Source organism: Nocardioides sp. (assembly GCF_041393715.1).
In the GTDB taxonomy this organism is placed as follows: domain Bacteria; phylum Actinomycetota; class Actinomycetes; order Propionibacteriales; family Nocardioidaceae; genus Nocardioides.
In genome coordinates this window covers 189666-215530 of sequence record NZ_JAWKJQ010000005.1, presented here as the reverse complement: position 1 = coordinate 215530, position 25865 = coordinate 189666, and the positions used below count along the sequence as shown (strand labels likewise).

The 25865-nt window shown below is 72.7% G+C and carries 23 protein-coding genes and 1 pseudogene; 9 read left to right on the top strand and 15 right to left on the bottom strand.

What is annotated here, in order from left to right:
* Positions 1-80 precede the first annotated feature (80 nt).
* Both R2740_RS09940 and R2740_RS09935 read left to right on the top strand, forming a co-directional pair.
* Positions 81-527, top strand: coding sequence for a CBS domain-containing protein (locus R2740_RS09940; protein WP_371302520.1), 447 nt, complete (start codon positions 81-83; stop codon positions 525-527).
* A complete protein-coding gene (locus tag R2740_RS09935) occupies positions 527-1816 on the top strand; it encodes an ArsB/NhaD family transporter (protein ID WP_371302519.1) in 1290 nt (429 codons plus the stop codon). The genes R2740_RS09940 and R2740_RS09935 overlap by 1 nt, the downstream gene beginning before the upstream one ends.
* Before the next feature lie 4 nt (positions 1817-1820).
* Here R2740_RS09935 and R2740_RS09930 read toward each other — a convergent pair whose 3' ends face one another.
* The 3 genes from R2740_RS09930 to lepA are packed head-to-tail and all read right to left on the bottom strand — an operon-like array spanning position 1821 to position 5185.
* Complete coding sequence (locus R2740_RS09930; protein WP_371302518.1) at positions 1821-2759, bottom strand: aminoglycoside phosphotransferase family protein; 939 nt, start codon at positions 2757-2759, stop codon at positions 1821-1823.
* Positions 2756-3304, bottom strand: coding sequence for an adenylate kinase (locus R2740_RS09925; protein WP_371302517.1), 549 nt, complete (start codon positions 3302-3304; stop codon positions 2756-2758). The genes R2740_RS09930 and R2740_RS09925 overlap by 4 nt, the downstream gene beginning before the upstream one ends.
* A 3-nt stretch (positions 3305-3307) precedes the next feature.
* Positions 3308-5185, bottom strand: a complete 1878-nt coding sequence (gene lepA, locus R2740_RS09920; RefSeq protein WP_371302516.1) for a translation elongation factor 4 — start codon at positions 5183-5185, stop codon at positions 3308-3310.
* Between the two features lie 160 nt (positions 5186-5345).
* On the opposite strand from lepA, the gene R2740_RS09915 reads away from it, so the two are divergent.
* Both R2740_RS09915 and rpsT read left to right on the top strand, forming a co-directional pair.
* The gene (locus R2740_RS09915) at positions 5346-6296 is read left to right on the top strand and encodes a hypothetical protein (RefSeq protein ID WP_371302515.1); all 951 of its coding nucleotides are present in this window, start codon (positions 5346-5348) and stop codon (positions 6294-6296) included.
* Between the two features lie 268 nt (positions 6297-6564).
* Complete coding sequence (gene rpsT / locus R2740_RS09910; RefSeq protein WP_371302514.1) at positions 6565-6822, top strand: 30S ribosomal protein S20; 258 nt, start codon at positions 6565-6567, stop codon at positions 6820-6822.
* A gap of 94 nt (positions 6823-6916) precedes the next feature.
* Here rpsT and holA read toward each other — a convergent pair whose 3' ends face one another.
* The 8 genes from holA to leuS form a co-directional block, all read right to left on the bottom strand.
* Positions 6917-7900 (bottom strand): DNA polymerase III subunit delta, encoded by a 984-nt coding sequence (gene holA, locus R2740_RS09905; protein ID WP_371302513.1) that lies wholly within the window; start codon positions 7898-7900, stop codon positions 6917-6919.
* A gap of 46 nt (positions 7901-7946) precedes the next feature.
* On the bottom strand, positions 7947-9764 hold the full coding sequence (locus R2740_RS09900) for a ComEC/Rec2 family competence protein (RefSeq protein WP_371302512.1): 1818 nt from the start codon (positions 9762-9764) through the stop codon (positions 7947-7949).
* Positions 9748-10332, bottom strand: coding sequence for a DUF4131 domain-containing protein (locus R2740_RS09895; RefSeq protein WP_371302511.1), 585 nt, complete (start codon positions 10330-10332; stop codon positions 9748-9750). The genes R2740_RS09900 and R2740_RS09895 overlap by 17 nt, the downstream gene beginning before the upstream one ends.
* Positions 10329-11249: a helix-hairpin-helix domain-containing protein gene (locus tag R2740_RS09890; protein ID WP_371302510.1), complete on the bottom strand. Its 921-nt coding sequence runs from the start codon at positions 11247-11249 to the stop codon at positions 10329-10331. The genes R2740_RS09895 and R2740_RS09890 overlap by 4 nt, the downstream gene beginning before the upstream one ends.
* 212 nt (positions 11250-11461) lie before the next feature.
* Positions 11462-12352: a DegV family protein gene (locus tag R2740_RS09885; RefSeq protein ID WP_371302509.1), complete on the bottom strand. Its 891-nt coding sequence runs from the start codon at positions 12350-12352 to the stop codon at positions 11462-11464.
* A 31-nt stretch (positions 12353-12383) separates the two neighbouring features.
* Positions 12384-13472 carry an amidohydrolase family protein gene (locus R2740_RS09880; RefSeq protein ID WP_371302508.1) on the bottom strand — a complete coding sequence of 363 codons (1089 nt, stop codon included), beginning with the start codon at positions 13470-13472 and terminating at the stop codon, positions 12384-12386.
* A gap of 59 nt (positions 13473-13531) precedes the next feature.
* Positions 13532-13801, bottom strand: coding sequence for a DUF1876 domain-containing protein (locus R2740_RS09875; RefSeq protein ID WP_371302507.1), 270 nt, complete (start codon positions 13799-13801; stop codon positions 13532-13534).
* Positions 13802-13948: 147 nt separating this feature from the next.
* Complete coding sequence (gene leuS, locus R2740_RS09870; RefSeq protein ID WP_371302506.1) at positions 13949-16447, bottom strand: leucine--tRNA ligase; 2499 nt, start codon at positions 16445-16447, stop codon at positions 13949-13951.
* Positions 16448-16633: 186 nt separating this feature from the next.
* On the opposite strand from leuS, the gene R2740_RS09865 reads away from it, so the two are divergent.
* A complete protein-coding gene (locus R2740_RS09865; protein WP_371302505.1) occupies positions 16634-18436 on the top strand; it encodes an FG-GAP repeat domain-containing protein in 1803 nt (600 codons plus the stop codon).
* A 54-nt stretch (positions 18437-18490) separates the two neighbouring features.
* Here R2740_RS09865 and R2740_RS09860 read toward each other — a convergent pair whose 3' ends face one another.
* Positions 18491-18928 (bottom strand): DUF4870 domain-containing protein, encoded by a 438-nt coding sequence (locus R2740_RS09860; protein WP_371302504.1) that lies wholly within the window; start codon positions 18926-18928, stop codon positions 18491-18493.
* Between the two features lie 177 nt (positions 18929-19105).
* On the opposite strand from R2740_RS09860, the gene R2740_RS09855 reads away from it, so the two are divergent.
* Both R2740_RS09855 and R2740_RS09850 read left to right on the top strand, forming a co-directional pair.
* A complete protein-coding gene (locus R2740_RS09855) occupies positions 19106-19867 on the top strand; it encodes an SDR family NAD(P)-dependent oxidoreductase (RefSeq protein WP_371302503.1) in 762 nt (253 codons plus the stop codon).
* On the top strand, positions 19792-20493 hold the full coding sequence (locus tag R2740_RS09850; RefSeq protein WP_371302502.1) for a histone deacetylase: 702 nt from the start codon (positions 19792-19794) through the stop codon (positions 20491-20493). The genes R2740_RS09855 and R2740_RS09850 overlap by 76 nt, the downstream gene beginning before the upstream one ends.
* 12 nt (positions 20494-20505) lie before the next feature.
* Here R2740_RS09850 and R2740_RS09845 read toward each other — a convergent pair whose 3' ends face one another.
* Genes R2740_RS09845 through R2740_RS09835 form a run of 3 tightly spaced genes read right to left on the bottom strand, consistent with a single transcriptional unit; the run spans position 20506 to position 22477 of the window.
* Positions 20506-21102 (bottom strand): malonic semialdehyde reductase, encoded by a 597-nt coding sequence (locus R2740_RS09845; protein ID WP_371302644.1) that lies wholly within the window; start codon positions 21100-21102, stop codon positions 20506-20508.
* A 56-nt stretch (positions 21103-21158) separates the two neighbouring features.
* Positions 21159-22043, bottom strand: a complete 885-nt coding sequence (gene mmuM, locus R2740_RS09840; RefSeq protein ID WP_371302501.1) for a homocysteine S-methyltransferase — start codon at positions 22041-22043, stop codon at positions 21159-21161.
* On the bottom strand, positions 22040-22477 hold the full coding sequence (locus R2740_RS09835) for a universal stress protein (RefSeq protein ID WP_371302500.1): 438 nt from the start codon (positions 22475-22477) through the stop codon (positions 22040-22042). Before R2740_RS09835 ends, mmuM begins: the two co-directional genes overlap by 4 nt.
* Positions 22478-22595: 118 nt before the next feature.
* On the opposite strand from R2740_RS09835, the gene R2740_RS09830 reads away from it, so the two are divergent.
* Both R2740_RS09830 and R2740_RS09825 read left to right on the top strand, forming a co-directional pair.
* Positions 22596-23603, top strand: coding sequence for an intradiol ring-cleavage dioxygenase (locus R2740_RS09830; RefSeq protein ID WP_371302499.1), 1008 nt, complete (start codon positions 22596-22598; stop codon positions 23601-23603).
* Positions 23604-24340: 737 nt separating this feature from the next.
* Positions 24341-25525 (top strand): annotated as a pseudogene (locus R2740_RS09825) (IS481 family transposase); the annotation flags it as partial.
* Positions 25526-25865: the final 340 nt, after the last annotated feature.

Sequence of the window (25865 nt, the reverse complement as noted above, 5' to 3'; positions counted from 1 at the left end):
CGCGTCCGGCCATCGCGTTTCCGCGATCGCTCGCCGCATGGCCCGTTTCCGCCGTCGAGCGTTGCCCTAGGCTCGGGGCCATGCGCGCCAGTGACCTGATGGACCAGTACCCGTCGATCGACGAGAACGCTCCCGCCTCCGAGGCCGCCCGGATGATCGGGGTCGAACGCCGTCCGGCGGTGCTGGTGCTGGCCGACGGGAAGGTCAAGGCGGTCCTGCCCGGCTCGCAGGTGCTCAACTTCCTGATCCCCGGCTACCTCCAGGAGGACCCCTCGCTGGTCAAGGTCTACGGCGAGAAGGCGGCCGACACCTGTGCCGCCCGCCTGGAGGGCAAGGCGGTCGCCGACATGCTGCCGCCCAAGGACAAGCGGCCCCACATGCCGACGGTCACGCGGGAGGCCACGGTGATGGAGTGCGCGGCCGTGATGGCCGCGCTGCACAGCCCGCTGCTGGTCGTCGTCGAGGACGACGGCTCCGTCGCGGGGGCGATCACCGCCTCCAAGCTGCTGTCGGTGCTGGTGGCCTGATGGACCTCACCCAGTGGCTGGCCCTCGTCGTCTTCGTCGGGGCCTACATCCTGATCGCCACCGAGCGCATCCATCGGGTGGCGGCGGCGCTGGGAGGCGCGGCGCTGATGCTGGCGCTGGGCTTCACCGACGGCGAGGCGGCCTACTACTCCCACGAGACCGGCATCGACTGGAACGTCATCTTCCTGCTCTTCGGGATGATGATGATCGTCGGGGTGATCAAGACCACCGGCCTGTTCGAGGCGCTGGCGATCTACGCCGCCAAGCGCGCCCGCGGCCGGCCCTACCCGTTGATGGTGCTCCTCGCCGTCATCACCGCGGTGGCCTCCGCGCTGCTCGACAACGTCACGACGGTCCTGCTCATCGCGCCGGTGACCTTCCTCGTCTGCGAGCGCCTCGAGCTCAAGGTCACGCCGTTCCTCATCGCGGAGGTGCTCGCGTCCAACACCGGCGGCATGGCCACGCTGATCGGCGACCCGCCGAACATCATCATCGGCAGCCGCGCCGGGCTCAGCTTCAACGACTTCCTGCTGAACCTCGCACCGCTCGCCGTGATCATGACGATCGTGCTGGTGCTGATGATGCGGTTCATGTTCCGCGACTCCTTCACCTTCAATCCCGACCGGGTCTCGGAGGTGATGGCGTTGTCCGAACGCGACGCGATCCGCGACCGGACCCTGATGTGGCAGAGCCTGGCCGTGCTGGCCCTGGTGCTCGCGGGGTTCACCCTGCACTCCGTCTTCCACTACGAGCCCTCTGTGGTGGCGCTGCTCGGCGCCGGTCTGCTGCTGCTGATCTCCAAGGTGACCGTGCAGGACGCGCTGGTCGACATCGAGTGGGAGACGCTGACCTTCTTCATGGGGCTCTTCGTGATGGTCGGCGCCCTGGTCGAGACCGGGGTCATCGAGGAGTTCGCGACCTGGCTCGGCGAGACCACCGGCGGCAACCTCGCCGTGTCGTCGATCTCGATCCTGCTGGTCTCGATGGTCGCGTCCGGCATCGTGGACAACATCCCCTACGTCGCCACCATGTCGCCCGTCGTCGCCTCACTCGCCGCCTCCCATCCCGGCGCCGACGGGGACGTGCTCTGGTGGGCGCTGGCGATCGGCGCCGACCTGGGTGGCAACGCCACCGCCGTCGGTGCCAGCGCCAACGTGGTCGTGCTCGGGATGGCCGCTCGCTACGGCTCCCCGATCTCCTTCTGGGAGTTCACGAAGTACGGCATCGTCGTGGTCCTCGCCTCGGCGGTGATCTCCACGGCGTGGCTGTGGGTGCGCTACCTCGCCTGAGGGGTCAGTCCTGGACCGCCTTGGCGATGGCGATGCAGGTGGTGACCCACTCCTGGTCGACGGCGGTGAGTGCGGCTCCTGACCGCTGGGCGTCGCGGACGGTCCAGGAGGCGTTGAGGACCATCCGCACGATCGCCCAGTCACGGGCGCGGTCCTCGTCGAGGCGGGCCGCGTCGACCAGGGTGTGGAAGCGGCGCCGCACCGCCGGCCGCACCCCGTCGCCGGCGACCACCTCGTCCCAGCGGTTCCACAGCATCGGCGCCGGCTCGAAGTGCGGGTCGCCGCTGACCGGCTTGGGGTCGATCGCCAGCCACGGCTCGCGCCGCCCACGGAGCACGTTGTCGAAGTGCAGGTCGGCGTGGATGAGCGTGCCGTCGGAGGCCGGATCGGCCACCAGGTCGCGGGCCAGCGACGTCGCCTGCTCCACCAGCCGACGCGGCAGCGGGCCTCGCGCGGGCAGCGCGGCCAGGTCGGCGGCCCACCGGTCGACGTACGACGTCAGCGGGCGCAGCCGACCCGGCGCCGGCACGTGCAGCCGCGCGTACAGACCGGCCACCACCTCGCACGCGTCGAGGTCGGGCACCGCGGCCAGGCTGGCGTCGGCGTCGAGCCGCTCCAGCAGCAAGGCCCGGCGCCGAGGGTCGGCCCGCAGCAGCCGCACCGCTCCGTTGCCGGCCCAGGTGGTCAGGCCCAGCGCCTCGTGCTCGGACTCCTCGTCGGGGAAGGCGACCTTGAGCATCGCCGGCTCCGCCTCGGCCGTGCCCACGGGCAGCACCAGCGAGCAGTAGCCGTGCCGCGGCGCACCCTCGATCGTCAGCTCCCAGTCCTCCTGCAGACCCTCGACCAACCCGGGCAGCCGGTCGAGCCAGGCGCCCCAGGGCGCCCCCAGCGCTCGCCGCGCCTCGAGCCCCGCCGGGATCTCCACCCGGGACCGACCGCTCACACCAGCTCCAGCAGCCGGGTCGCCTCCCGCGGGTGCCGCAGCAGCAGGACGGGCGGGCCGGCCGGGTCGGCGGCGTAGTCCCGCATCTCACGTCTCTTCTTGGCCCAGGTGCGGAAGTGCCAGGCGAGGATCGACTCGCGGGAGGCGAAGGACATCCGGAAGGACTCGGTGTTGCCGTTGCAGATCGGCTGCTTGGTCCAGGCCCGCACGACGGTGCGACGCAGCAGGCGGCGCAGCGAGGTGAGCCGGGGATAGTCCAGGGCGACCATGACGTCGACGGCGGCGAGGACGTCCTGACGGACGCTGGAGTAGGGCGTGTCGAGCACCCACGAGTCCGCCGCGAGCAACGGCAACATCCGCGCCCGCTGCACGTCGGCCGGCGGCATCGACCACCCGGGGTCCCAGCAGGTGTCGTCGGCGGAGATCCACTGCGTGCCCAGCGCCTCGGCCAGCAGCCGGGCCAGCGTGGACTTGCCACTGCCGGCGGCCCCGAAGCAGACGACCCGGCGCGCCCCGCGGAGGTGGTCGACGGTGCCGTGCGCCACGGGCTACTTCTTGGCCTTCTCGACGGACCCCGGGCCGGTGGTCGACAGCGCGGCGATGAAGGCCTCCTGCGGCACCTCGACGCGGCCGACCATCTTCATCCGCTTCTTGCCTTCCTTCTGCTTCTCCAGCAGCTTGCGCTTGCGGGTGATGTCGCCGCCGTAGCACTTGGCGAGCACGTCCTTGCGGATCGCGCGGATGTTCTCGCGCGCGATCACCCGGGCGCCGATGGCCGCCTGGATCGGCACCTCGAACTGCTGCCGCGGGATCAGCTCCTTGAGCTTGCCGGCCATCATCACGCCGTAGGAGTACGCCGCGTCGCGGTGCACGATCGCCGAGAAGGCGTCGACGGGCTCGCCCTGGAGCAGGATGTCGACCTTGACCAGGGACGCGACCTGCTCGCCGGACCGCTCGTAGTCGAGCGAGGCGTAGCCCTTGGTGCGCGACTTGAGCTGGTCGAAGAAGTCGAAGACGATCTCGCCCATCGGCAGCGTGTAGCGCATCTCGACGCGGTCCTCGGAGAGGTAGTCCATGCCGAGCAGCGAGCCGCGCTTGGTCTGGCAGAGCTCCATGATGGTGCCGATGTAGTCGCTCGGCGAGAGGATCGTCGCGCGCACCACCGGCTCGCGCACCTCGGCGATCTTGCCGTCGGGGAACTCGCTGGGATTGGTGACCTCGTGCTCCGAGCCGTCCTCCATCACGACCTGGTAGACGACGTTGGGGGCGGTCGAGATCAGGTCGAGGCCGAACTCCCGCTCCAGGCGGTCGCGGGTGATCTCCATGTGCAGCAGGCCGAGGAACCCGCACCGGAAGCCGAAGCCCAGGGCACCGGAGGTCTCCGGCTCGTAGGTCAGCGCGGCGTCGTTGAGCTGGAGCTTCTCCAGCGCCTCGCGCAGGTCGCCGAACTGGTCGCCGTCGATCGGGTAGAGCCCCGCGAACACCATCGGGTTGGGGTGCTTGTAGCCACCGAGGGCCTCGGCGGCGCCGCCGTGCTGGGTGGTCACGGTGTCGCCGACCCGCGACTGCCGGACGTCCTTCACCCCGGTGATGAGGTAGCCCACCTCGCCCACGCCGAGCTCGCCGGCCGGCACCTGCTCGGGGCTGATCACCCCGACCTCGAGCATCTCGTGGACGGCGTTGGTCGACATCATCTTGATCCGGTCGCGGTGGCTCAGGTGGCCGTCGACCACCCGGACGTAGGTCACCACGCCGCGGTAGGTGTCATAGACGGAGTCGAAGATCAGCGCCCGCGGCGGCGCGGCGGCGTCACCCACCGGGGGCGGGGTCTGCTTGACGATCTCGTTGAGCAGGGCGTCGACGCCCAGCCCGGTCTTGGCGCTGACCTGGAGCACCTCGTCGGGGTCGCAGCCGACCAGCCCGGCCAGCTCGGCGGCGTACTTCTCGGGGTTGGCGCTGGGCAGGTCGATCTTGTTGAGCACCGGGATGATGTGCAGGTCGGCGCCCATCGCGAGGTAGAGGTTGGCGAGGGTCTGCGCCTCGATGCCCTGCGCGGCGTCGACGAGGAGGATCGCGGCCTCGCAGGCCTCGAGGGACCGGGACACCTCGTAGGTGAAGTCGACGTGGCCGGGCGTGTCGATCATGTTGAGGACGTAGGTGCCCGGCGCGGCGTCCTCGGCGTTGTCGGCGCGCACGGTCCACGGCATCCGCACGGCCTGGCTCTTGATGGTGATGCCGCGCTCGCGCTCGATGTCCATCCGGTCGAGGTACTGCGCCCGGGCGCTCCGCTCGTCGACGACGCCGGTCAGCTGCAGCATCCGGTCGGCCAGGGTCGACTTGCCGTGGTCGATGTGCGCGATGATGCAGAAGTTGCGGATGATCGCGGGGTCGGTGTGACCGGGCAGCGGCGCGTCGGGAACGGTCACGGCGGGATCGAGTGTCTTTCGCAGTCTGGCGGGTGGGAGGCGCGGCCGGAGGAGCCCGGGCGTCGGGTCGGACCGCCATTCTTCCATGGGGCACCGCCCCGCTCCGAACCCGCGAGAACCCGGTCGACGTCGCTCGCAGCGGGCCGGGACAATGGCGCCCATGCCGACCACCTCGCCCGCGCCCGCGGGACGCACCGCCCGCCGGCTCGAGTGGCGCTTCCTGCCTCCCGAGGTCCGCGAGCTCGTCGAGGCCCGATGCGGGTCTGCGGTGGTCGAGGCGGTGTCGCAAGGCGGTGGCTTCACGCCGGGGTTCGCCTCGGTGCTGACCTGCGCCGACGGGTCGCGGCACTTCGTGAAGGCGGCGTCCACCCGCGCGCAGCGCCCGATCGCCGACTCCTACCGCGAGGAGGCGCGCAAGCTCCGGGCCCTGCCCGCGGGGCTGCCGGCCGCGCGACTGCAGTGGTCACTCGACGACGAGTGGGTGGTGCTCGGGTTGGAGTACGCCGAGGGCCGGGCGCCGCGGCGCCCCTGGCGGGTGGCCGAGCTGAACCGCTGCCTGGATGCCCTGGAGGACGTGGCAGCCCGGCTGACCCCGGTGCCCGACGGGCTGGAGCTGGCGACGTTCGCCGACGACTTCGCCGACTTCGCGGCGGCCTGGGACGACGTCCTCGCGGGCGAGCCGGCGCTGCCCGGCATGACGGCCTCCCGGCTGGAGACGGCGGCCACGCTGGCCCGGGGGTTCGCCGAGGCGACCAGCGGGGACACCGTCGTGCACACCGACGTCCGCGACGACAACCTCCTACTCGGCGACCAGGTGGTGATCTGCGACTGGAACTGGCTGGCCACCGGAGCCGACTGGCTCGACACGGTCTTCCTCCTGCTCGGGCCCCGGGGCGACGGGCTCGATGTCGAGGCGGTGCTCCGCGAGCGCGAGCTCACCCGCGGCGTCGCGGACGAGCAGGTCGACATCGTGCTGGCGCTGCTCGTCGGCTACTTCCTGCGCCAGCGGGAGCTGCCCGCGCCGCCGAGCTCGCCGTACCTCCGCCAGCACCAGGCCTGGTGCGCCGAGACCTCCTGGGAGTGGCTCGCCGAGCGCCGCGGCTGGTCCTGACCGGGTCTGACCAGCCGCCCCCGTGGTCCCTGTGGTTGCGCCTCCGAGGAGCGAGATCGTTCGTTTCCAGGCTGGAATGGTGGGTTTGGCTCCTCGGAGGTACCACCGCCGCGAGAGCAGCCGCCGAGGCCGGGCGGAGATTTGGGCGGCTCGGCGCGCCGCTGGTAGCGTTGCCCCTTGCGTGTCCGGGCGCCAGCCTGCCCAGGCGGGCGCGGACCCACTCAGACTTATCTCCAGCATCGACAGTGAAGGCACACGAGGCAGATCAGTGGCGAACATCAAGTCCCAGATCAAGCGCAACAAGCAGAACGAGAAGCGTCACGAGCGCAACAAGGCCGTGAAGTCGTCTCTGAAGACTGCCGTGCGCAAGTTCCGTGAGGCCGCCGACGCCGGCGCGGACAACGCCGCCGAGCTCGGTCGCGACGCGATGAAGAAGCTCGACAAGGCCGCCTCCAAGGGCGTCATCCACAAGAACCAGGCGGCCAACCGCAAGTCGTCGATCGCCAAGCGTTCCTCGGCTCTCTGAGCCGCCTCGCCGCCCCGAAGGCGGTGATCCTCCGAGCCCGTCCGGCAGCCGCCGGGCGGGCTCGTTGCCTTTCCCGGCCAGCGGCCTTCCGGCGTCAGCGACCTTCGCGCAGGCCGGTGACGGTGAGGGCGAGCCGCTCCAGCGTGTAGGCCGGGTCGCTGGCCGCGCCCTTGATGTCGGCGTCGGCCTTGGCGATCGCCATGATCGCGTGGGCGACGCCGGCGTCGGACCAGCCACGCGACTGGTCGCGCACCGTGCGGAGCTTCCACGGCGGCACCCCCACCTCGCGAGCCAGGTCGGCCTCGCGAAGGCCTCGTGGCGCGGCCTTGTAGCGAGCGATGCCGCGGGCGCTGCCCGCGAACGCGCTGGTCACCAGCACCGGCGCGGTGCCGCCGTCCAGCGCCCAGCGGAGCTCCTCCAGCGCCGCCTCCCGACGACCCCAGAAGGCCGCATCGGCCACCGCGAAGGACTTGGCCTCCGCTCGCCCGCCGAAGTAGCGCTTGACCTTCTCGCTGGTGAGCGCCTCTCCGGGGAAGTCGTTGGCGAGCTGGTCGGCGGCGCCGGCCAGGGAGCGGAGGTCATGCCCGACCGACTGGACCAGCAGCTCGGCCGCCGGCTCGTCGATGGTCGCACCGAGCGAGCGCACCTCGGAGGCGACGAACCGCCCGAACTCCGAGGGCCGCAGCTCCGCGGACTTGTGCTCCGTGACCGCCTCGAGCTTGCGCAGCTTGGCCAGCACCCCGGAGCCTTTGGGGCCGCCGCCGTGCGCCAACACGAGCGCGACGTCCTCGACCGGCTCCGCGGCATAGCCCAGCAGCCCGTCGAACGCCTCCTCCGGCAGGTGCTCCAGGCCGCGCACCACAACGCAGCGGGTGCTCGAGAACAGCGACGGAGCGGACAGCTCGCCCAGGCTGGCCAGGCTCAGCTCGGAGCCCAGGGTCTCGGAGAGCTCGGCCTCCGGGTCGTGCTTGCGGCACGCGGCGCGCACCGCGGCGATGGTCCGCTCGTTGAGGAACTCCTCCTTGCCGGTGACCAGGGTCACCCGGCCGAGGACGTCGGTGGGACGAAGGGCTGCCATGGTGGAGCCAGCCTGCCACAGGGGGCCGACGACCGGGGACGGGCCGTCAGCCGCCGCGGTCGACGACCAGCCGACCGCCGCGAACGCCGACCACGACGTCGCCGTCGCGGTCGGTGCGGAAGACGTCCGCACCACCCTGCTCGAGGGCGCTCAGCGTCTCGCTGGCGGGGTGGCCGTAGTCGTTGTCGGCACCGACGCTGACCACGGCCACCCGCGCGTGCAGCGAGGTGAGGAACGCGAGGTCCTGGTAGCGGGACCCGTGGTGCGGAACCTTCAGCACGTCGACCCGTAGCCCCGGGACCATCCGCGCCAGCGCCTCCTGTCCGGGCGGCTCCAGATCACCGGTGAGCAGGAGGCGGACGCCGCGGACCTGCGCCAGCAGCACCACGCTCGCGTTGTTGGCGGTGCTGCCGTCGCCCGGGCCCTCGGTGGGCTGGTCGGGCCTCGGCCAGAGCACCTGCAGGGTGACGTCGCCGACCCGCGTCGTGGCGCCCAGGTCGGCGACCGCCTCGGGAGCCGACCAGCGCTGCGCCAGGTCGGCCACCGCGAGGGCGGCACCGGGTGGGTCGGCCAGCGCCGTCACCTCGATGGCGGACACCTCCCTCCCGCGCTCCACGCCGGCCAGCCCGTCGACGTGGTCGGCGTGGAAGTGGGTGAGGACGACCAGGGGGACCCGGCGTACGTCGAGCCGGCGCAGGCATCCGTCGACCAGCGCCGGGTCGGGACCGGCGTCGACGACCACCGCGCTGCCGGGGCCGGCGCGCAGCACCAGTGCATCGCCCTGCCCCACGTCGCAGGCAGCGAAGACCCAGCCCTCCGGCGGCCAGCCGGGGCTCGGTGGGCGCACGCAGGTGACGACACCGAGCACGACGCAGCACGTCAGGGACGCGGTCCGGTGCCTGAGCAGCGTCGGGGCGAGCAGGACCAGCAGCAGGCAGGCCACGGTGAGCATCGCCAGGGACACCGCCCCCGTGCCCCAGGACAGTGACGGCACCGGCAGGGCGGCCCCGCGACGGGCCACGGCGACCAGCCATGCGACGCACCAGCCGGCCGCGGAGCCGGCCACTCCTCCCCCGGCCGGCCAGAGCAGGCCGATCAGCCCACCGGCCAGGCCGAGCACGGTGGCCGGCCCGACGACCGGAGCGGCCAGCAGGTTGGCCGCCACGGCCACCAGGCTGACCTGACCGGAGATCGCCGCCACCACCGGGGTGCAGGCGAGCTGGGCCGCGGCCGGCACCGCGACCGCCTCCGCGGCCCAGCGCGGCAGCCAGGTCATCAGCGCGTCCCGCCAGCCCGGCGCCAGGAACACGATGCCGGCCGTGGCCAGCACCGACAGCGCGAAGCCCGGGGTCGGCGCCAGCCACGGGTCGACGAGCAGCAGGGCGGTCACCGCCACCCCGAGTGACCGCCCCCCGCGCCGCGCGCCACCCGACCCCATGCCGACCAACGCGACCGACCCCATCACCGCCGCGCGCAGCACGCTCGGCTCGGGCCGGGCGAGCAGCACGAAGCCGACCACACCCACCGCGCCCACGGCCAGCAGGCCGCGCCCGCGGACCCCGAGCCCGCGCGCCAGCACCAGCAGGAAGCCGAGGAGCAGCGTCAGGTTGGTGCCCGAGACGGCGAGCAGGTGGGTGAGGCCCGTGGTGCGGAAGTCGTCCGCGAGCGCCCGGTCGAGACCCTGGTCGTCGCCCACGACGAGCGCCGGCACGAGGGGTCTCCGGTCGGCGGGCACCGCTCCGACGGAGTCGCGCAGGGAGGCCCGTACGGCTGCCGCCGCGTCCCACCACCAGGCGGGGGCGTCCAGCGACACCGCCTGGCCGAACGGGCGCAACACGCCCGCCGTGTCACGGTCCTCGCTCACGTCGAGCCGGCCGGCCCGAGCATCCGACGCGCTCTCCCAGCCGGACCGGGGACCAGTCCTCGGCGGCCACCACGGTCACCGGCACCCCGACCTGGTACGCCGTGGCGCGCGACGTCACCCGCTCCACCCGGGCCCGGAACACCCATTGGTCCGCGAAGCGCCCCGCATGCAGCCGCGGGTCGGAGGTCACGACCATCTCGACCTGCACCGCCGAGCGGACCGACGCGAGCGACGCGACCGGGTTGTCCGCCACCCGGTCCACGCGCACCGCCGCGGCGTAGCCGGTGGCCGTCGCCACCAGGAGGAGCGCCGTGAGCAGCCGCCAGCCGATCCCGCAGGCGGGACGCCCACGACGACCCTCTGCCGTGCGTGCGAGCGCCGTGGCGACCGCACCGAGCAGACCGGCGGCGACCCAAGCGGCTGACCCGCGCCGGTCCGTCGGCCAGGCCAGCCCGGCCAGCGCCCCGACCCAGGCCGCAGCGCCGACCAGCGGCATCCGCAGATCGGGAACCGCGACCGCCCGGACGACCAGCTGCGTGAGGGCCCCACCCCATGACCGGGCCCTCACACCGTCACGAAAGGAGTGACGGTCGCGAGCGTGGCCTCGCCGATCCCGTCGACCTCGACCAGCTGGTCGATCGAACCGAACCCGCCGTGCTGCTCGCGCCACGCGATGATGGCGGCCGCGGTGACGGGACCCACCTCCGGCAGCGACTCGAGCTCGGCCTGTCCGGCCGTGTTGATGTTCACCAGCAGCCCGGCGCCGGGGGCGCCCGAGGCGGGCGCCGGCTGCGGACCGCCGCGCACTCCCACCAGGATCTGCTCGCCGTCGACCAGCGGGCGGGCCAGGTTGAGCGACGACAGGTCCACGCCCCGACGCGCCCCGCCGGCGGCCCTGAGGGCGTCGATCACCCGGGCGCCGGGCTCGAGGACCGCGATCCCCGGGTGCCGGACCTTGCCGGCCACATCGACCACCAGCGCGCTCGGGTCACCCGTGTCGGCAGGCACCTCGGCGGCCCCCTCGGCCACCGGGGTCACCAGGGCCGGTGCCGCCTCGGCACTCACCGGGACGACCTCCGGGGAGCTCCGCAGCAGCCACCAGCAGGTGACCGCCAGGCCGACCGCCACCAGCACGGCGAGCACGGTCAGCTGAGCGGGCCCGAGCAGCCCGACCACGGGGAGCGGCCGGAGCCGGCGGGCCGCGTGGCGACCGGGGACCGGCACCGCGACCGGGCCGGGCACCTCGGCAGCAGGGTCCAGGGTCGGGACCGATGCCCCGGGAACCGGTGCCGGCTCCCAGCCCTGGTCGGCGTCGCCCCATCCGAACCCCGCGGAGAGGTCCTCGGCCGGGCGCACCCGGGTGTGGGTGTGCTCCGTGCCGTCACCGACGACCGGCTCGCGCAGCACCGCCAGCTCGTCGCCGAGCCGGGCCAGGCGCCGGGCCGCCACGGCCCGGCGTTCGTCGCGCCCTCTGCCTCCTCGCATGACCGCAACCTAGGCCGAGCCGCGGCCCTCTCGCTGGCGTCGCCGGCCCGCCTGTGGACAACCCTCCCGACCGGTGTCCTTGGGGACGGACTCCGGCCCACGCACACTCTCGTGGAGGACCTCGCGCCCGGGCGCAGGCGGTGGTGTTCGCCTACGAGAGCGGCCTGGTGACGCCCGGCCACCTCGACATCGGCTACTAGGACGCCACGGCGTCAGTCGCTCGGCAGCCGCGGCGCCACACACAGCGCGACCATGCCCGGGCCGACGTGCGCGCCGAGCACCGCGCCGAGCTCCCCCGACCACACCTCGCGTCCCTCCAGGTTGTCGGCCAGCCGCGTCGAGAGCGCCTCGACCAGGGCGGCGGCCCGGTCGGGGCTCGCCAGGTGCGAGACACACAGGTCGATCGCCTCGGAGCCGGCCGCCTCGACGGCCAGGTCGGCCAGCCGGCCGAGCGCGCGGCCCGCCGTGCGGACCTTCTCCAGCGTCGAGACCCGACCGTCCTCCAGCGTCAGCAGCGGCTTGACGGCCAGTGCCCCGCCGAGCAGCGCGCTGGCCGCGCCGACGCGGCCGCCCCGCCGGAGATACTCCAGGGTGTCGACGTAGAAGAACGACGAGGAGCGCTCGGCGCGCTCGCGAGCCGCCGCGGCGGCGGCGTCGGCGGACCCGCCGGCGGCCAGCACCCGGGCGGCCGAGAGGGCGGCGTAGCCCGTCGCCACCCCGACCTCGCGGGAGTCCACACACGTCACCGCCACCGAGGCGTCGCGAGCGGCCAGCTGGGCGGCCTCGAACGTCCCGCTCATCTCGCCGGAGAGGTGGATCGACAGCACCGACTCGGCCCCCGCGGCCGCCGCGGCGTCGTACGCCGCCAGGAAGGTCGCCGGCGACGGACGCGACGTGCTGACCGGCAAGAACTCCCGCAGCGCGGCGGCCACCCGGTCCGACGTCGCCCCCTCGGCCCCCTCGTCATAGACCTCGGCACCGATCACGACCTGCAGCGGCACGACGACGATCCCGTGCCGTGCGGCGACCTCCGTCGGGAGCATCGCGGTGGAGTCGGTGACGACCACCGTGCGCCCAGCGGGCGCCGTGTCGTCCGTCACCATGCCCGCAGGCTACCCCCGGCGAAGGGCGGAGTCAGAGCCTCAGCAGCCGTGCCGCGTTGTCGTGGTAGACCGCGCGCAGCAGGCCCTCGGGCAGGTCGGCCCCGCTGACCCGCCAGCTGCCCTGCGGGGGCGGGCCGCCACCGGGGCTGTAGTCGAAGTGCTCGTCCCCCGTCTCGAGGAACCGCCACCAGAGCCGGTAGGCCGCCGGGTCGATCGGGAAGCAGTCGCTGCCGAAGAGCACCCGGTCGGGGAACCGCTCCACCAGACCGCGGAACGCGCGCGGCTGACGGCCCAGCTCGCCGAGCCGGCCACCGGTGTCGACGTGCAGGTTCGGCAGCCGGTCCAGCGCGGCGCCGACCGCCGCCAGGTCCTCGGCGTGGCCGCCGACGTGGGCGCCGACGAACGTCGTGCCCGGGCAGGCGCCCACCAGGGCGTGCATCCCCGCCAGGAGCTCCTCGAACGACGGGTGCTCGGGGCCGCCGAACCACCAGGACGGCATCTCGGCCAGCTCGTCCCACCGCTCGTTCGACTCGTCCAGGGGGTCGAAGAAGGCGACCGGGTCGGCGGTGTGGATCAGCACCGGCAGGCCCAGCTCACCGGCCGCCCGCAGCACCGCCGCCACCCGGGCGTCGTCGACCCGGACCAGCTCCCCGGTCGCGTCGCGCCGGCTGAGCCCGAGGTCCTTCCAGACCTTGACCCCGCGCGCACCGCGGGCGGCCGAGTCGGCCAGCTGCTCCGTCAGCCGCCGGGTGCACTCCGAGGACGACTCGTCACCGAGCAGCAGCAGGTCCCAGTCGAGGTGGCAGAAGGTCTGCACCCGACCGGGCAGCGCCGCGTCGAAGCGGGCGACGTTGGCGCTGAGCTCCTCGCCCCACCGGCCGTCGAGGTTGACCACGGCGCGCACCCCGACCCGGTCGAGCAGCGGCGCCAGCTCCGGCGCTTCACCCGCCAGGAAGCTCCCGTCCTCCGACAGCCAGCGACCGAGGTGCTGGTGCACGTCGACCACGGGGTACGCCGGCCCGTGGAGCGGCGTCCGGGGCAGCACCACGCGTGCGCGCGGCCACGGCCGGGCCGGGGCCCCCGTCGGTTCCCGCCCGGCGAGCGGTCGCATGTCGGCCATGGCGCCATCGTGGCACCACCGGCCCCGAGCCGGGCCCGGGCCCCGAGCCCCGAGCCTGGTCAGGCGTCGAGGGTGACCCCGGCGCCGATGTTCTCCTCGACGTCGTTGCTGGTGGCGACCAGCAGCAGGTGGGAGAGCTCGCTCAGCGCCCGGCAGCTGGCCAGCTCGTCCCCGATCTCGGGGACCTGCCGGTCGGCGGGGTGCTTGCGGGCCAGCCCGCTGGCGCGCAGCTCGGTGCCGGCGTCGGTGTGCAGGACGGCGTCCGCTCTGGTGTGGTCGCCCTCCTCGTAGAGGAACAGCTCGACCCGCCAGGTCTTGGTGGTGCTCACGACGGCCTCCTCGTCGGCCGCCCACGTCGACCCGTCGTGGACGCCCCACGACGGCGCGTGGAGGGCTTCACCTCCATCGTGCACCCGCGCGGCGACGGGCGCGACGGGACCTGCCTCACACTGCGGCGACGCCAGCGGAGGAGGCCGTCACACCACCACGTTGACCAGCTTGGGCGCCCGCACGATGACCTTGCGGATCGCGCGACCGTCGATGGCCGCGACCACGGCCGGCTCGGCCAGTGCCGCGGCCTCCAGGTCGGTCTCGGTGATGTCCGGCGAGACCTCCAGCCGCGCCTTGACCTTGCCCTGGATCTGGACGACGGCCGTCACCGACTCCTCGACCAGCAGCGCGGGGTCGACCTCGGGCCAGCCGGCCCGGGCGACCGAGGGGGCATGGCCCAGCCGCTCCCACATCTCCTCGGCGGTGTAGGGCGCCACCAGGGACAGCAGGATCGCCACGGCCTCCGCGGCCTCGCGGACGGCCGGGTCGGCCGGGCCGACGCCGCTGTCGATCGCCTTGCGGGTGGCGTTGACCAGCTCCATGGTGCGGGCGACCATCACGTTGAAGCGATAGCCCTCCACCAGCGTCGCCGCGTCGTGCACCGTCTTGTGGGTGACCTTGCGCAGCGACGTGCTCTCCGGGCCGCCGGAGGCCGGGTCGGTGCCCGGCTCCGAGGTGACGTCGCCGGCCAGCCGCCAGGCCCTTTGCAGGAAGCGCAGCGACCCGGCCGGGGAGACCTCTGCCCAGTCGATGTCGTCCTCCGGAGGCCCCGCGAACACCAGGGTCAGCCGCACCGCGTCCACGCCGAAGGCCGCAAGTTGGTCCCCCAGACTGACGCCGTTGCCCAGCGACTTGCTCATCTTCTTGCCCTGGTTGATCACGAAGCCCTGGTTCAGCTGCGCGGACCAGGGCTCGCGGAAGTCCAGCAGCCCGTGGTCGGCCAGCACCTTGGTGAAGAAGCGGCCGTACAGCAGGTGCAGCACGGCGTGCTCGACGCCGCCGATGTAGATGTCGCACGGCATCCACGCGTTGACCAGCTCGGGGTCGAACGCCCGCTCGGTCTCGTGCGGGCTGCAGTAGCGGAACATGTACCACGAGGAGTCCACGAAGGTGTCCATCGTGTCGCCGTCGCGCTTCCCCGGCCCGCCGCAGGTCGGGCAGGGGACGTTGACCCACTCCTCGGCGGCCGCCAGCGGCGAGACGCCCTGCGGTTTCAGGTCCGCGCCCTCCAGCTCGGGCAGCAGGACCGGCAGCTGGTCCTCCGGCACCGGGACCTCGCCGCAGTCGGGGCAGTGGATGACCGGGATCGGGGCCCCCCAGTAGCGCTGCCGGCTCAGCAGCCAGTCGCGCAGCCGGAAGTTGACCGCGCCCTTGCCGCGGCCGTCGGCCTCCAGCCGCTCGATGATCGCGTGGATGCCGGAGGCCTTGTCGGTCAGCCCGTCCAGCGGGCCGGAGCTGACGTAGACGCCGTCGCCGGTGGTGGCAACACCCGACTCCTCGGGGTTGTCCTCACCGGTGTCGATCACCCTGCGCACCGACAGCCCCATCGCGCGCGCGAAGTCCAGGTCGCGCTGGTCATGGGCCGGCACCGCCATGATCGCGCCGGTGCCGTAGTCGGCCAGCACGTAGTCGCTGGCCCACACCGGCACCTGCTCGCCGTTGACGGGGTTGGTCGCGACGACGCCCAGGTCGACCCCGGTCTTGGGCCGGTCGGTGGCCAGCCGGTCGATGTCGGAGGCCTTGCGCACCTCGACCAGGTAGTCCTCCAGCGCCTGCTCGCGGTCGGGTGCCACGATCTCGGCCGCCAGGTCGGCGTCGGCCGCCACGACCATGAACGTCGCGCCGTACAGCGTGTCGGGCCGGGTGGTGTAGACGGTGACCGGCCGGATGTCGCCGGAGGCCAGCGCGATGTCGAAGTCGACGTGGGCGCCCTCGGAACGGCCGATCCAGTTGCGCTGCGCCGTCACGACGCGCGCCGGCCAGGTCTTCTCCAGCTCGTCCAGCCCGTCCAGCAGCTCCTGGGCGTAGTCGGTGATCTTGAAGTACCACTGGGTCAGGTCGCGCTTGGTGACCTCCGCGCCGCAACGCTCGCAGTGTCCGTCGACGACCTGCTCGTTGGCCAGCACCGTCTGGTCCTGGGGACACCAGTTGACCGGCGACTTCTTGCGATAGGCCAGCCCCCACTCACGGAACTTCAGGAACAGCCACTGGGTCCAGCGGTAGTAGGACGGGTCGGAGGTGTTCAGCGTCCGCGACCAGTCGAACGACGCCGCCAGGTTCTGGCAGGACTCGATCGACCGCTGGATGTTGGCGTAGGTGTAGGCCGAAGGGTGCTCGTCGTTGCGGATCGCGGCGTTCTCGGCCGGCAGCCCGAAGGAGTCGAAGCCCATCGGGTTCAGCACCTCGTAGCCGCGCTGCCACCAGTAGCGCGCCACCACGTCGTGCAGGCTGAAGACCTCGGCGTGGCCCATGTGCAGATCGCCGCTGGGGTAGGGGAACATCGTCAGCGCATAGCGCTTCTCCTTGCCCCCGGCCCCGATCGCCTCGTCGCTGGCCCGGAACGGCTGCAGCTCCTCCCACACGGGCAGCCACTTGGCCTGCACCGCCTGCACGTCATAGCTCTCGCGCTCGGTCTGCTCGCTCATCGGTCTCTCTCGCTCGCTGTCGGGATCTGCTCGGGACATGAAAAAGCCCCTCGGGCACGAGGGGCAGCCGCGTCGGTGGTGTGGCGTTCGACGCGGCTAGATAAGGAGCAGGTTCCTGCGCATGGCACCATCCTACCGCGTTCGACTCCGGCGCCGCGCGCGCCTTTCGGTCGATAGTGTCCGGGCATGCTGACCCCGCAGCGCGCCTCTGCGCCGTCCTCGCTCCGCGCCCGGACCCCGGCCGCAGCGGCCGTCGCCGCGCTGGCGCTGCCGGTGGCGCTGTGGGCCGCGACCGCGTCCGGCCCACCGGCGGCGTCCACGCCGGCGCGAGTGAGCGTGCCCGCAGCAGCGGCCACGACGACCGCCGCGGCGGCCACCGCCGGGTGCGCCGACGACGGCGGCACCGCCCCGGTCGCCAAGCCGAGGTTCGTGCGCCGGATCAACACCGGGGAGACGGGGTGGTTCTCCTCTCCCGGCCTGGTCGATCTCGACCATGACGGGAAGCGCGAGATCGTGGCGCCGTTCTACTCCACGTTCGTCTACGACGCCCGGGGCCACCGGCTGGGCCGGGGTCGGGCCACCGCGGGCCGGGTCTACGCCCCGTCGGTCACCACCGACCTCGAGGGCGACGGCATCCCCGACATCGTGGTGGGTGGCAACAACGGCACCGTGGCGGCGTACGAGTTCCGCGGCCACCGGCTGGTCAAGAAGTGGAAGGCGTCGGTGTGCAGCGGCGGCCAGTGCCCGGAGGTGCGCGGCATGGCCGCGGCCGACCTCGACGGCAACGGCCGGGTGGAGATCGTGGTCACGACCACCAACACGTCGAGCAAGGGCGCGCAGGTGTTCGTGCTCAACGCGAAGGGCAAGCGGTTCCAGCCCCAGGACGGCCACTCCCCCGCCTGGCCGCGCTACAACCGGCTGCGCGGCAAGGGCAACGACCTGACCTTCAACAAGGTCGGCAACCACGGCTACGGCGCCTACGGCGAGAACGTCGGCATCGGCAACCTCGACGACGACCCCGAGCTCGAGATCGTCACCACCTTCGACAACCACCAGATCAACGTCTTCAACCTCGACGGCACCTCCGTGCTCGCCTCCCCGTGGTTCACCAACCGCGACTCCTCGGCGCTGGGCCGCCGGATGGGCTGGGGCCAGTTCATCCGCTGGCTGAGCCCGAAGGTCGAGCGCCGCCACTACCACCTGCACACCGGCACCTGGCCGCACCCGTCGCGACAGGCCTGGTTGCAGTGGACCGCCTCGCCTCAGTCGGTGGCCGACCTCGACGGCGACGGCCGCAACGAGGTGATCGGCCTCCCCAACGTCGAGCTGCACGTGCCCTACCGCACCCAGGGCTACGTCTTCATGGCTCTCGACGGGGCCTACGGCGACGGGTCGCGGTCGGCGCGACGGCACGCCGGCTTCGAGGACCTGCGGCTGACCGCCAAGCCGGCGTACCGGGGCAGTGGCGACTGGTACCCGCCGTCGGGCATCCCCGCCCCGACCGTCGTCGACCTGCGCGGCGACGACCGCCCGGAGATCGTGGCGGCGGTGCCGGGCGGCAAGGTCTACGCCGTGGGCCCGTCCGGCAAGCGGCTGTGGAGCTACTCCTACGCGTCGCGCCTCTCGAAGCGGTTCGCCTCCGAGGTGGTCGCCGCCGACCTCAACCGCGACGGGACCCCGGAGCTGGTGTTCGGCACCTACTCCCTGAAGAAGGGCGCGGCACGGCTGGTCGTGCTGCGTGCCGACGGGAAGCGGCTCTACTCCCTGAAGCTGCGCCACCAGACCCGCAACGGCAACGGCATCGGCGTGGCCGCGGCCCCGTCGATCGCCGACCTGGGTGGCAACGGGACGCTCGAGATCGTGCTGACGACCATCGACCACGGGATCGACGTCTACACCGTGCCCGGCTCCGGCACCGCCTGCCTGCCGTGGCCGACCGGTCGGGGCAACCCGCTGCGCAACGGCATGGGCCCGGCCACGGCGTCGTGACCGGGCCCTCGGGTCGCGGCCCGTGCCCTCGGGTGGCTCCAGTCGGGCGCCGGGTCAGCGCACGAACTGCGGGGTGAGCGGCGGGGTCCACCACTCGCCGTTGTTGGCCTTGATCGCGCCGATCACGTGCATGACGACGGCGTAGACCAGCGCCAGCGGGTAGGTCAGGAAGCCGACCAGCAGCAGCATCAGCGGGAACGACACCAGCAGCACGATGCCGGTCATGATCTGGATGTTGAGCGAGTTGGCGGCGTTGGCGCGGACGAACGGCCCGCGGTCCTTGTAGAGCAGGTAGATCACCAGCGACCCGACGAAGCCCAGCGTGCCGGCCGATGCCACGGTGGCGACCAGGGGGACGACGTGGGTGATCGTCCCCCAGCCGCGCTCGGCGGACGGGTCGATGGGGTGGGTGGCGTACGTCCCTGGGTGGCCCGCCGCGGGTGCTCCGACGGCGGGGTGGGCGCCCTGCGCGTCCTGGGCCTGGTCGTTCATCGGTCCTCCTTGGACCTCGTAGTGCGGACCGGATCTCGGTCCTGGGACCAGTAGAGCCGGTCCTGGGCCGCGACACACGCGAGCTCGGGGTGAGGTCAGGGTGCCCCCAGGGTCGGCGTACGCGGGTCCCTGGCCGGGTGAGCATGGTGAAGCGACGCCCCCCGCTAGCCTGAGCCCATGGGCGTGCTGGAGATGTTCGGCTTGGACGGCAAGGTGGCGATCGTGACGGGGCCTCCAGCGGGCTCGGGGTCGCGTTCGCGCAGGCGTTCGCGGAGGCGGGGGCCGACGTCGGCGCTCGGCGCCCGGCGCGTGGAGAAGCTCGAGGAGACCGCGCAGCTGGTGCGCGACACCGGCCGCCGGGCGATCACCGTGCCGACCGACGTGGCCGATCCCGACCAGTGCCAGGCGCTCGTCGACGCCACGGTGGCCGAGCTCGGCCGGGTCGACGTCCTCATCAACAACGCGGGCGTCGGCACCGCGGTGCCGGCGACCCGGGAGACGCCGGAGCAGTTCCGCTCCGTGGTCGACGTCAACCTCAACGGCTGCTACTGGATGGCCCAGGCCTGCGGGCGGGTGATGGAACCGGGCAGCAGCATCATCAACATCTCCTCGGTCCTCGGGCTGACCACCGGCGGCCTGCCGCAGGCGGCGTACTCCGCGACGAAGGCCGGGCTGATCGGCCTGACCCGCGACCTGGCCCAGCAGTGGACCGGCCGCAAGGGCATCCGGGTCAACGCGCTCGCCCCGGGGTTCTTCGACTCCGAGATGACCGAGCAGTACCCCGAGGGCTACCTCGACCTGATGAAGTGGCGGGTCGTGGTCGGCCGGATGGGCGACCCGGCCGAGCTCGCGGCGACCGCCGTGTGGCTGGCCTCGCCGGCGGCCGGCTACGTCACCGGCCAGACGATCGCCGTCGACGGCGGGGTGAGCATCACCTGACCGCACCGTCCGACGCGATCGGCCACGACGAGCTCGTCTGGTACGCCGCCTACGGCTCCAACCTGCTCGCCGGCCGGTTCACGTGCTACCTCGAGGGTGGCCGGCCGCCCGGCGCCGCCCGCACCTACGTCGGCTGCCGCGACACCAGGCCGTGGCGGGCGAGCCGGCCGGTCGCGATCCCCGGGCAGCTCTGCTTCGGCGGCCTGTCCCCGACCTGGGGCGGCGGGCTGGCGTTCCTGACCCATCCCGCGGCCGGCGAGGCGCGCGGCCGCGGCTACCTCGTCACGGCCGGGCAGCTCGCCGACCTCGCGCGCCAGGAGGCCAGGGTCGGGCCCGAGCACCGGCTGACGCTGACCCCGGCCGGCGGTCGCTGGCACGACGTCGTGCCGGCCTACGAGTCCGTCCTCGGGCTCGGGGAGCTCGACGGCCACCCGGCCTTCACGCTCACCACGGCCGGTTCCCTGGCGGCGGCGCCGCCCGCGCCGGCGTACGTCCGGACCATCCTGGCCGGCCTGGTCGAGACCTACGGCGGTACGCCGGCCGAGCACGCGGACTACCTCCTTGCCGCCCCCGGCGTGGCGGCGGGTTGGAGCGGGTCGACGCTGACCGCGCTGATCGACCCGTGACGCAACGCGGGGTCAGACCTCGGCGACGACCTCGTCGACCTCCAGGCGCGGCAGCCGGTCGAACCACGCGTTCTCGGCGGGGCGGCCGAGGTTGACCACGAGGAAGGACCTCCAGCTGCTGCCGGAGAAGAACTCCTCGTCGACGCCCGCGGCGTCGAAGCCGGTCATCGGACCGGCCGCGAGGCCGGCCGCCCGGACCCCGATCAGGAAGTAGCCCGCCTGGAGCCCGGCGTTGAAGCGGGCGGTGGCCTCACGCTTCTCGACACCCGCGGCGGCCAGGCCGTCACGCAGGTGCGGCGCGTGCGGGAAGGTGCGCGGCAGCTGCTCGTGGAAGTCGGTGTCGACGGCGAGGACGGCGACCATCGGGGCCTCGGCGGTCTTGTCGCGGTTGCCGTCGGCCATGTGCTTGAGCAACCGCTCGCGCGAGTCCCGGCCGACCAGCAGGATCCGCATCGGCTGGCCGTTCATCGCGGTGGGGCCGTACTTCACGAGGTCGTAGATCGCTGCCACCTGCTCGCGCGTCACCGGCTCCTGGGTGAAGGCGTTGGCGGTGCGGGCCTCACGGAAGAGGAGGTCCTGGGCGTCGGGGGGCAACAGCAGCTCGGTCATGTCCACCACAACGATGATTGATGTTTCAACCATACCGCAGGTGGGTGTGGGTCGCCTCACAGCCCACGGACGATGCTCGACACCTCGGCGATCCGATCCGGCCCCACCCGGCAGCAGCCCCCGACCAGCCGGGCACCGTGGTCGACCCAGCCGCGGACCCGGTCGACGGTGAACGTCGCCGCACCGGCCCAGCGCCGGCCCACCGGGTCCCACTCCTCCCCCGAGTTGGGATAGACCACACCGGGAAACACCGCCGCCAGGGCCAGCGCGGCGTCGGCCGAGTCCGCGGTGCAGCAGTTGACGCCCGCGGCGACCACCTCCGGAGCCTCTGCCGCCATCGCGAACGCCTCGGCGACCGGCTCATCGCGCCGGGTGCGGTCCCCGACGGCCGTCAGCGAGAGCCAGCAGGGCACGCCCAGCCCCTCGACCTCGGCGAGCAGCGCCTCGACCTCGGCCAGCGACGGGATGGTCTCCAACGCGAGAGCGTCGGGACCGGCCTCGGCCAGCACCTGCAGCCTGCGTCGGTGCCACCGCCGCAGGCCGGACACGTCGAGGTCGTAGTCGCCGGTGTACTCCTGGCCGCCGGCGAGCGCCGCGCCGTACGGCCCGACGGAGGCGGCCACCCACGACGCCCCGTCCGAGGCCTCCCGGGCCAGCGCCACGCTGCGGCGGAGCAGCTCGTCGACGCCCTCTCGGTCCACGCCACGGGCTGCCAGCGCGTCGTAGGACACCTGGTAGGACGCAGTGGTGGCGACCTCGGCGCCCGCGGCCGCATAGTCGCGGTGCGCGGCCCGGACCTCGGCCGGGTCGTCCACCAGCAACCGGGCCGACCAGAGCTCGTCGGACAGGTCGTGACCGTGCTCCTCGAGCCGGCTGGCCAGCCCACCGTCGAGGACGACGACCCGCTCGGCGAGCGCCGCGACCAGCGAGCCGGTGCTCACCCGCGGACCACCACCACCGGGCAGGCGGCGTGCTCGACCACCCGGTCGGCCACCGAGCCGAGGAGCAGCGCCTCGAACCCGCCGACACCGCGCGCACCGACGACCACCACGGCGGCGCTCCGGCTCGCGGCGATCAGCACCTCGTCGGCGCGTCCGTGGACCGGCTGCAGGACCACCTCAACCCCGCTGTCGAGGTCTCCCCAGCGCGCCTCGAGCTCGGCGGCGACGGCCCGACCCAGCTCCTCCTCCGAGGGCACCACGCCGAACGGCACGTCGGCCGGCCGACTGCTGCTCAGCAGTGTGAAGGCGCGCACGACGTGCAGCCCGCACCCGCGCCGCCGGGCCTCCTCGACGGCGTACCGCACCGCCGTGGCGGCGCCGGCGGACCCGTCGTCACCGACGACGACACCGGTCGGCCGAAACCCCTCGCTCATGCTTCGATCATGGCACCAGGCTCTGCCGCTCCCGACAGGGGTCGCACAGGAAACACCCAGACTCGCCGGTCAGAGTCGAGGCATGAGCCACCGACGACCGACGACCTCAGGAGCACCGATGCCCACCAGCCCCGAGCCCACGCCCACCCCCGCGGGGCCCGCCTTCGAGGGCCGCCTCCTCCCCCGACCCGACGACGAGGTCGTGGACCAGGGCGCCGGCTTCGACGTCGCCACGGTCTTCTCGCGCCGTCGGATGCTCGGCCTCTTCGGTGCCGGGCTCGGGGTGGCCGCGCTGGCCGCCTGCGGGGCCGACTCGAGCACCTCGTCCGGCTCGTCCTCGACCGCCGCCTCCGGGAGCACCGCGACGACCTCGGCGGGCGAGATCCCCGACGAGACCAACGGCCCCTACCCCGCCGACGGCAGCAACGGCCTCAACGTCCTCGAGCAGTCCGGTCTGGTGCGCAGCGACATCACCTCCAGCATCGACGGCGGCACCACCGTGGACGGCGTACCCCTCACCTTCACGTTCAACGTGGTCGACATGGCCGGCGGCAACGTGCCGTTCACCGGCGCGGCGCTCTACGCCTGGCACTGCGACGCCCAGGGCCGCTACTCCATGTACACCTCCGGCGTGGAGGACGAGACGTTCCTGCGCGGCATCCAGGTGGCCGACGACAGCGGCAACCTGACCTTCCAGACGATCGTGCCCGGCTGCTACCAGGGGCGCTGGCCGCACATCCACTTCGAGGTCTACCCCGACCTCGACTCCGCCACCGACGTCTCCAACGCGATCGCCACCTCCCAGCTCGCCTTCCCGCCCGAGATGCTGGCCAAGGTCTACGCCCTCGACACCTACGCCGGCTCGACGGAGAACCTCGCCGGGGTCGGCACCCAGATCTCCGACGACCACATCTTCGGCGACGGCGACTGGCAGCTCGAGGTGCCCACCATCAAGGGCAGCGTCGACGCGGGCTACACCGCCACCCTGACGGTCAACATCGACACCACCACGACGCCCAGCGTGACGAGCGGTGGTGGCCCCGGTGGCGGCGGCCCGGGTGGCGACGGCGGCCCCGGCGGTACGCCGCCCTCGGGCGACCCGCCGAGCGGCACACCGGGCAGCTGACCGGGTCTCAGGAGACCCGCGGCGGCCAGACCTGGGGTGAGCCGAGGTGCCGCTCCAGCGCGTCGGCCACCGCACCGGACAGCTCCGGCCCTCGGCCGCACGCTCGGCACGACGGTGACCGAGGACGAGGTGCCGGGGCCGGCACTGAGCACCCAGACCGTGGGCGCGTCGACCCACGAGGTGTAGCCCTGCCACGACCACCAGGTCCGTCGGCGTTCGCTGACCCACGCGACACCGGTCTCGTCGAACGTCATCGACTGCGGCTCACTCAGCGTCGGCATCGCCGCGAACGCGCGACGGGCAGCACGCCGGCACGCGACCAGCTGCCCGACGGCCGCCAGCAGGCTGGCCACTGCCAGGCCCTGCAGGAACCCGTCACCCAGCCAGACCGCCCAGGCCAGCAGCAGCGCCTGACAGCGCCAGCAACGCGCCGCTGGTGACCGCCGGGCCCCGGCCGGTGGCCCGCGCACGGGCCACGATCCCCGCTCGCCACTCGGCCTCGGTCAGTGCGAAGGTCAACGTCACGGGTGGCGACTGCGGCGTCGGGGCTGGGTCACCTGCGAACCCTAGACGAGGCAGGAGCAGCGGCACCCCCGAAGGACCGGCCCCGGGGCCGGTCCCACGAATCGCGAAGTGGAGCTGAGGGTGCCTGGGTTCACGACATAGGTCACAGGTGACAGGTCGCTGGTGAGTCGCGACATCGGTCGCACCTTGCTGGGTCGGCGGCCAGGGTCGCGACCATGTCCAAGGCTCGTGTCGCTGTCCTTAAGGTCGTCTCCAAGCAGCTCAGCGTGACCCAGGCCGCCGCCGAGTACGGGTACAGCCGGCGACATCTTCAACGGCTCCTGGCCCGCTACCGCCAAGACGGCATCGACGCGGTCGACCCGCGGTCGCGGCGACCACGGTCCAACCCGCAGGCCACCTCCGAGGTAGTGCGGGACCGGATCATCGCGCTCAGGCTCCAACTGACCACCGACGGTCTGGACGCCGGGCCGGTGACGATCGCCTGGCACCTCGAACACGAAGGCCACCGGGCACCCTCGACCTCGACGATCCGTCGGGTCCTGCACACGGCCGGGCTGATCCGTCCTGAACCGAAGAAACGCCCCAGGTCGTCCTACCGGCGGTTCCTGGCCGCACAGCCCAACGAGTGTTGGCAGTCCGACTTCACCCACTGGCGCCTGGCCGACGGCACCGACGTCGAGATCCTGACCTGGCTCGACGACCACTCCCGCTACCTGATCTCCTGCACCGTCCACACCCCCGTCACCGGCGACATCGTGGTCGAGTCGTTCCTAGCCGCAGGCAACGAAAACGGCTTCCCAGCTGCGACTTTGACCGACAACGGCCGCGTCTACACCGCCCGCCACGGTGGCGGGAAGAACGCCTTCGAGTACCTCCTGATCGCCCTACGGATCACCCAGAAGAACGGCAGGCCGAACCACCCCCAAACCCAAGGCAAGGTCGAACGCTTCCAGCAGACCCTCAAACGCTGGCTCGCCAAGCAACCCACTGCTGCGACCCCAGCCACCCTCCAGGTCCAACTCAACCGGTTCCGGCAGATCTACAACCAGCACCGTCCGCACCGCGAACTCGACCGACGTACCCCAGCCACCGCCTACCACACACTCCCCAAGGCCAGGCCCGCCAGCGGTCCCAGCGGCCACTACCGACTGCGCTACGACCGCGTCGACGACTGGGGCAAGATCTCGATGCGCCGCGCCGGCAAGATGCACCACCTCGGCATCGGCTACACCCACCGCGGCAAACGCGTCCTGGCCATCGCCGACGACACCACCGTCACCGCCATCGAACTCGAAACCGGCGAGGTCCTCTCCACCCACAACATCAACCCCACCAAGCACTACTGGAGCAACACACAAAGAGCCCCCGGCCGATGGCCGGGAGCTCCGAACGAGTGACGCATGTCGCGACTCAGGTGAGACCTATGTCGCGACTCATCACAAAGTGGAGCTGAGGGGACTCGAACCCCTGACCCCCTGAACTGACGTTCGGAGGGTCAGGCATTCGGCAGTTCTCGGACGAACTCGGCCCGTGCGGTCTGGCCTGGGACGATGCACCGGGTCAGGTGCAGTGTCTCCGCCATGCTACCGGGCTGGTTCACGCTATCTCGGGCGACTTCGACCCCGTTCGCAATCGCAAACTGCGCCAAATCTGCGCCCGCATGGGGTGCGTCCCAGCTCCCTCACGCTGAGGGCAGCAACTGACAACACATCCGATCCGTGAGGCGCTCGCGGCTGG

Excerpts from the sequence above, each read along its gene's own strand:
- R2740_RS09830 (WP_371302499.1), top strand. The coding sequence starts at position 22,596 with ATGCCCACCAGCCCCGAGCCCACGCCCACCCCCGCGGGGCCCGCCTTC.
- leuS (WP_371302506.1), bottom strand. The coding sequence starts at position 16,447 with ATGAGCGAGCAGACCGAGCGCGAGAGCTATGACGTGCAGGCGGTGCAG.
- R2740_RS09940 (WP_371302520.1), top strand. The coding sequence starts at position 81 with ATGCGCGCCAGTGACCTGATGGACCAGTACCCGTCGATCGACGAGAAC.
- R2740_RS09885 (WP_371302509.1), bottom strand. The coding sequence starts at position 12,352 with ATGGTGACGGACGACACGGCGCCCGCTGGGCGCACGGTGGTCGTCACC.
- R2740_RS09865 (WP_371302505.1), top strand. The coding sequence starts at position 16,634 with ATGCTGACCCCGCAGCGCGCCTCTGCGCCGTCCTCGCTCCGCGCCCGG.
- holA (WP_371302513.1), bottom strand. The coding sequence starts at position 7,900 with ATGGCAGCCCTTCGTCCCACCGACGTCCTCGGCCGGGTGACCCTGGTC.
- R2740_RS09845 (WP_371302644.1), bottom strand. The coding sequence starts at position 21,102 with ATGACCGAGCTGCTGTTGCCCCCCGACGCCCAGGACCTCCTCTTCCGT.
- R2740_RS09880 (WP_371302508.1), bottom strand. The coding sequence starts at position 13,472 with ATGGCCGACATGCGACCGCTCGCCGGGCGGGAACCGACGGGGGCCCCG.
- R2740_RS09855 (WP_371302503.1), top strand. The coding sequence starts at position 19,106 with ATGGGCGTGCTGGAGATGTTCGGCTTGGACGGCAAGGTGGCGATCGTG.
- R2740_RS09890 (WP_371302510.1), bottom strand. The coding sequence starts at position 11,249 with ATGCGAGGAGGCAGAGGGCGCGACGAACGCCGGGCCGTGGCGGCCCGG.
- R2740_RS09935 (WP_371302519.1), top strand. The coding sequence starts at position 527 with ATGGACCTCACCCAGTGGCTGGCCCTCGTCGTCTTCGTCGGGGCCTAC.
- R2740_RS09860 (WP_371302504.1), bottom strand. The coding sequence starts at position 18,928 with ATGAACGACCAGGCCCAGGACGCGCAGGGCGCCCACCCCGCCGTCGGA.
- R2740_RS09835 (WP_371302500.1), bottom strand. The coding sequence starts at position 22,477 with ATGAGCGAGGGGTTTCGGCCGACCGGTGTCGTCGTCGGTGACGACGGG.
- R2740_RS09915 (WP_371302515.1), top strand. The coding sequence starts at position 5,346 with ATGCCGACCACCTCGCCCGCGCCCGCGGGACGCACCGCCCGCCGGCTC.